Raw genomic sequence first — 3894 nt, 5'->3', positions numbered from 1 at the left:
GGGAATTTTAATTTTTTACTAATTCACGAAAAAGGAAAAGAAAGTATTTATTTCTACTATAAGTATAACATAGGAACGAGTAGTAATTTTGTTACATTTCATGGAATAGTTTTGAATCCTAAATTACTCGCCAAATATAAAGGAAGTGATATTTGTAAAGAATTAAATTTAGCCGGTAATCCAGGGAAAACTTCCGTAATATACAATACGACAAAATTATACAACCTTAATGACGATAACATTATTGCCGAGCTTTTATCTGAAACTTCGAAGAAAAAAATTATCGATAATTATTCTGAAAAGATTAAGGATTTTATTTCCGAAGAAATGCATGTATTTGACAAAATTTCAAAGTATATCGATAACGCGGAAAAAAAGTAAATCCAAATAATCCCTTCTAAAATCAATACATTTTTCTAATCCAAAAAACCCAATATCGTCGCAAAAAATAGCTATTGTTTTTAATTTTTGAAAAGAGACTAAGTCCACTTATCTTAAATGTTGTTTACCGTTTAATAATCATCTTTTAAATTTAAAACGGTACGTCACGAATTGGCGCTATCAAAGTCTTATTTTGCATCAAACAAATAAATGATGATAAATAAAACACGTTCAAATTTTACATGCCGTTCTGGTGGCGCAATTGGTGCGGACACCTGTTTTGAAGAAATAGCTGAATCTTTTGGGGTTGCTGTTGATGTTTATTCCTATAAAACAAAAACGCATACCAGCAAAAACAAAGTCGAATTAACCGAAGCTGAATTTCAAGAAGGTATAGAGCATGTAGAAGTTGCTAACCATACGCTTCAAAAATTAAACTATCAACGATACTTTAAGTTATTGGCTCGTAATTGGTTTATCGTAAAAAATGCCAAACATATTTACGCTATAACTACCATTAAAAAAGTGAAGGGGAAAGAAATGGTGGCTGGTGGAACAGGATGGGCCGTTCAAATGGCTATGGACAATCACAAATCCATTACCATTTTTGACCAAAAGAAAAAATCTTGGTTTATCTGGGATTATACTTTACAACAATTTCAATCATTGGAAACAGCCCCTAAAATAACTAACATTGATTTTGCTGGTATTGGAGCTCGTAATATCAATGCGGATGGAATCAAAGCGATAGAAAATTTGTTTGAGAACTCATTTAAAAAACCAAACCTTTAAAAATTGTGTTATGAAAGAACTACGAATTACATTAACGGAAGAACAGCACGAAAAACTGAAAGCAAAACTAAGTAACGAGGGACAAAAAAATTTAGAACACAGCACGCTTTCTGGATTCTCTATTACGCTAAACGAAGCTTTCGCAGGTATGTCATGGCTAACGGTTGATATGAACGGTGAACTAGATTTGGGTGAAGTGGACTGGAAAATAAACTAATTGACATAACGACACCATTTGACGCTCTAAAGCTGTAAATTTGATTAAAATAAAAAGACATGTCCAAAAAACAATTCATAAAACGCTATTCTCTAGTTATCAATCGTCTTCGTAAAGGCCCTGCTAGTTTTGAGGAAATTCAAACGTTTTTAGCGCAACAATCAGCCTTAGATGAAGAAAAATACACCATGTCCAAAAGAACACTTCAACGGGATTTAAAAGAAATTCTTTCCTTATACAACATTGAGATAAAAAGTAATAGATCTCAAAATAGGTACGAAATAATTGAAGATGAGAATGATGACAGGAGCGAACGCTTAATGGAAAGTTTTGAAATTTTAAGTGCTTTAAATTTGTCCAAAAATTTACAAAATCATCTTATTATTGAAAAAAGAAAACCTTTAGGAACAGAGCATATGCATGGTCTACTGCATGCAATTAAAAACCAATTGCAAGTGCAGTATAATTATGAGAAATATTGGGATTCTCAAGGTGAAACAAAAGAAAGAACGGTTTTTCCTCTAGCATTAAAAGAAGCTCGAAATCGATGGTATTTGATAGCACAAGACCCTATTGATGGAGTTGTAAAAAACTTTGGATTAGATCGCATTTCAAACTTAGAAATATCGAACACTAAATTTATCTATCCAATAGCTTTTAACACCGAGGAACAATTCAAACATACTTTCGGAATAATTAATAGTGAGAAAGAAGCACAAAAAATAATCTTAAAGCTGTCCAATGCACAAGCCAATTATATTAAATCTCTGCCGCTCCATCATACCCAAAAAGTAGTTTCTGAAGATGAATCCAAATGTACAATTGAACTCTATTTATGCCCTACTTATGATTTTGTAATGGAACTAATGTCAATGGGGAAAGAAGTAAAAGTGTTAGAGCCTAAAGAATTGCAGGAAGAAATAATATCAAAATTGAAAGCTAGTTTAAACAGTTATTTATAATAAAATTCAATTCTGCAGTGCCTAAGTTAAAAATCAATATTTTCGGAGAAGGAATAGAAATCAGACAAGTACAATTGGACGCTGATAGGTATCAGCAATGGACAGAAATCGCATTAAAAAAGAAACGATTACTGCCTGACTTACTGTTGGATCCGTTTTTCTATTATCAATTAAAAGATAGTAGCATTACTTCTATTTTAGATTTAAATGCCACCGTAATATCAGGGGTCTTGGATAAACCAAAAAGCCAAATTGAAATTTGGTTTAACCGGCACAAAGTGTTGAAAGTAAAACCAAACCAGCTATTCAATGAAATGGTATTATTTCCATTATACCAAATCGAGAAAAACAGTGCTTTCAATTCAAACGAATTAGAACCAGGCCTCTATAGTATCAAAAAGGAAATTGGATTAATTGCATCGTTAGAATTACAAATTGCTACCGATCGAATTGAAATAGATGATTTTACTTTTACAACATCCGTATTCCAAAACGAGCAATTTCTAACTGATATCAAATATCAAAACCAAAACTTGAATGTCTTAAAGAACGATACCCTTACAACTTATCAAACTGGTTTTGAGATAAAATAAGTACTGTGATATGCTCTAATACGCATAAAAGCAGAGTGATTATAGTTTATCAAACAGGGGATTTTTTTACCTTAGAAAGCCAAACGAGAGTACGTTTTATATAAAATCATACTCATTTTTCTCATCGTACTTTACACTTTTCTTAACGATTCACAAAAACAATTTAACATCAAAATGTGTGTTATTTAAAACAAAATAACCATCTTAGATTAGAATAACGGTCATTTTACCAACCCTTACCAACTCATTGTTTAAAAATTTTATCGTATCGCCATAATGCAATTTATCATCCTCTATTCTTGCTGAATAAAAAGAATAATTATTGATTAAGCTATCTTTAAATTCAGGAGATCATTTTTCCCTTGGGAATTTCTCTTGGAACTTTTGAAGGGCTTCATTAAAGTGTTGAAGGTAGTCGGGAAGCATTAACGAATTAATCTTTATATTTATTGAATATAAAACGAACCCACATCTTAATATCGTGAGGGTAAGCAAAAAGAGTGTCATTATCTTTCACCAAAGTTTTTCCAAAAAAGAATCTTTGAAAATCATTTTTAAAAGCAGCGGGTATCCTATCAACAGAAACGAAGTCCTTTACTGTTGAAAGATTTTTTAAAGATAATATGTCTTGCCTTGTCATTAACATAGTGTAAATTTAAGTAATTGATTCTAAATGTACACAGATTAATGGATATTTTAACTATGAAGACTATTTAATACCGTGAGAATAGCAGCGTATTTCTCTGTATTAATGAAGTATTTCTGTATTAAAAAGAACATTTCCGTTAAATATCACGGGCAATCAAGCGGTCTCCCTACGGTCGTTCCCTTTGTTCCGTTCGGCAGTTCCAGTCGGTTCACCCTGAACTCGTTTCAGGGTCTTTATCGTGATTTTCTTTAGGGTTTCCCTCCATTCCACAGACACTACACCGCACAAAAAAAATATAGC

The 3894-nt window shown here is 32.0% G+C and carries 6 protein-coding genes; 5 read left to right on the top strand and 1 reads right to left on the bottom strand.

Features of this window, described 5'->3' with window-relative positions; genetic code table 11:
- The 5 genes from A3SG_RS21975 to A3SG_RS0117840 form a co-directional block, all read left to right on the top strand.
- On the top strand, positions 1-381 hold a 381-nt coding region (locus tag A3SG_RS21975; protein ID WP_035664640.1), incomplete at its 5' end, for a hypothetical protein.
- Positions 382-591: 210 nt separating this feature from the next.
- Positions 592-1173 carry a hypothetical protein gene (locus A3SG_RS0117855; RefSeq protein WP_029596901.1) on the top strand — a complete coding sequence of 194 codons (582 nt, stop codon included), beginning with the start codon at positions 592-594 and terminating at the stop codon, positions 1171-1173.
- 10 nt (positions 1174-1183) lie between these two features.
- Complete coding sequence (locus tag A3SG_RS0117850; RefSeq protein ID WP_016991356.1) at positions 1184-1390, top strand: hypothetical protein; 207 nt, start codon at positions 1184-1186, stop codon at positions 1388-1390.
- 59 nt (positions 1391-1449) lie between these two features.
- Positions 1450-2352: a helix-turn-helix transcriptional regulator gene (locus tag A3SG_RS0117845; RefSeq protein ID WP_016991355.1), complete on the top strand. Its 903-nt coding sequence runs from the start codon at positions 1450-1452 to the stop codon at positions 2350-2352.
- A gap of 17 nt (positions 2353-2369) precedes the next feature.
- Complete coding sequence (locus tag A3SG_RS0117840) at positions 2370-2945, top strand: hypothetical protein (RefSeq protein WP_016991354.1); 576 nt, start codon at positions 2370-2372, stop codon at positions 2943-2945.
- Between the two features lie 433 nt (positions 2946-3378).
- On the opposite strand, the gene A3SG_RS0117835 is transcribed toward A3SG_RS0117840, so the two are convergent.
- On the bottom strand, positions 3379-3585 hold the full coding sequence (locus A3SG_RS0117835; RefSeq protein ID WP_232226431.1) for a hypothetical protein: 207 nt from the start codon (positions 3583-3585) through the stop codon (positions 3379-3381).
- Between the last annotated feature and the right edge of the window lie 309 nt (positions 3586-3894).

It is taken from the genome of Flavobacterium sp. ACAM 123, assembly GCF_000264055.1.
Lineage (GTDB): Bacteria > Bacteroidota > Bacteroidia > Flavobacteriales > Flavobacteriaceae > Flavobacterium.
The sequence above is the reverse complement of the archived record's forward strand: the minus strand, read 5'-3'. Positions and strand labels throughout refer to the sequence as shown.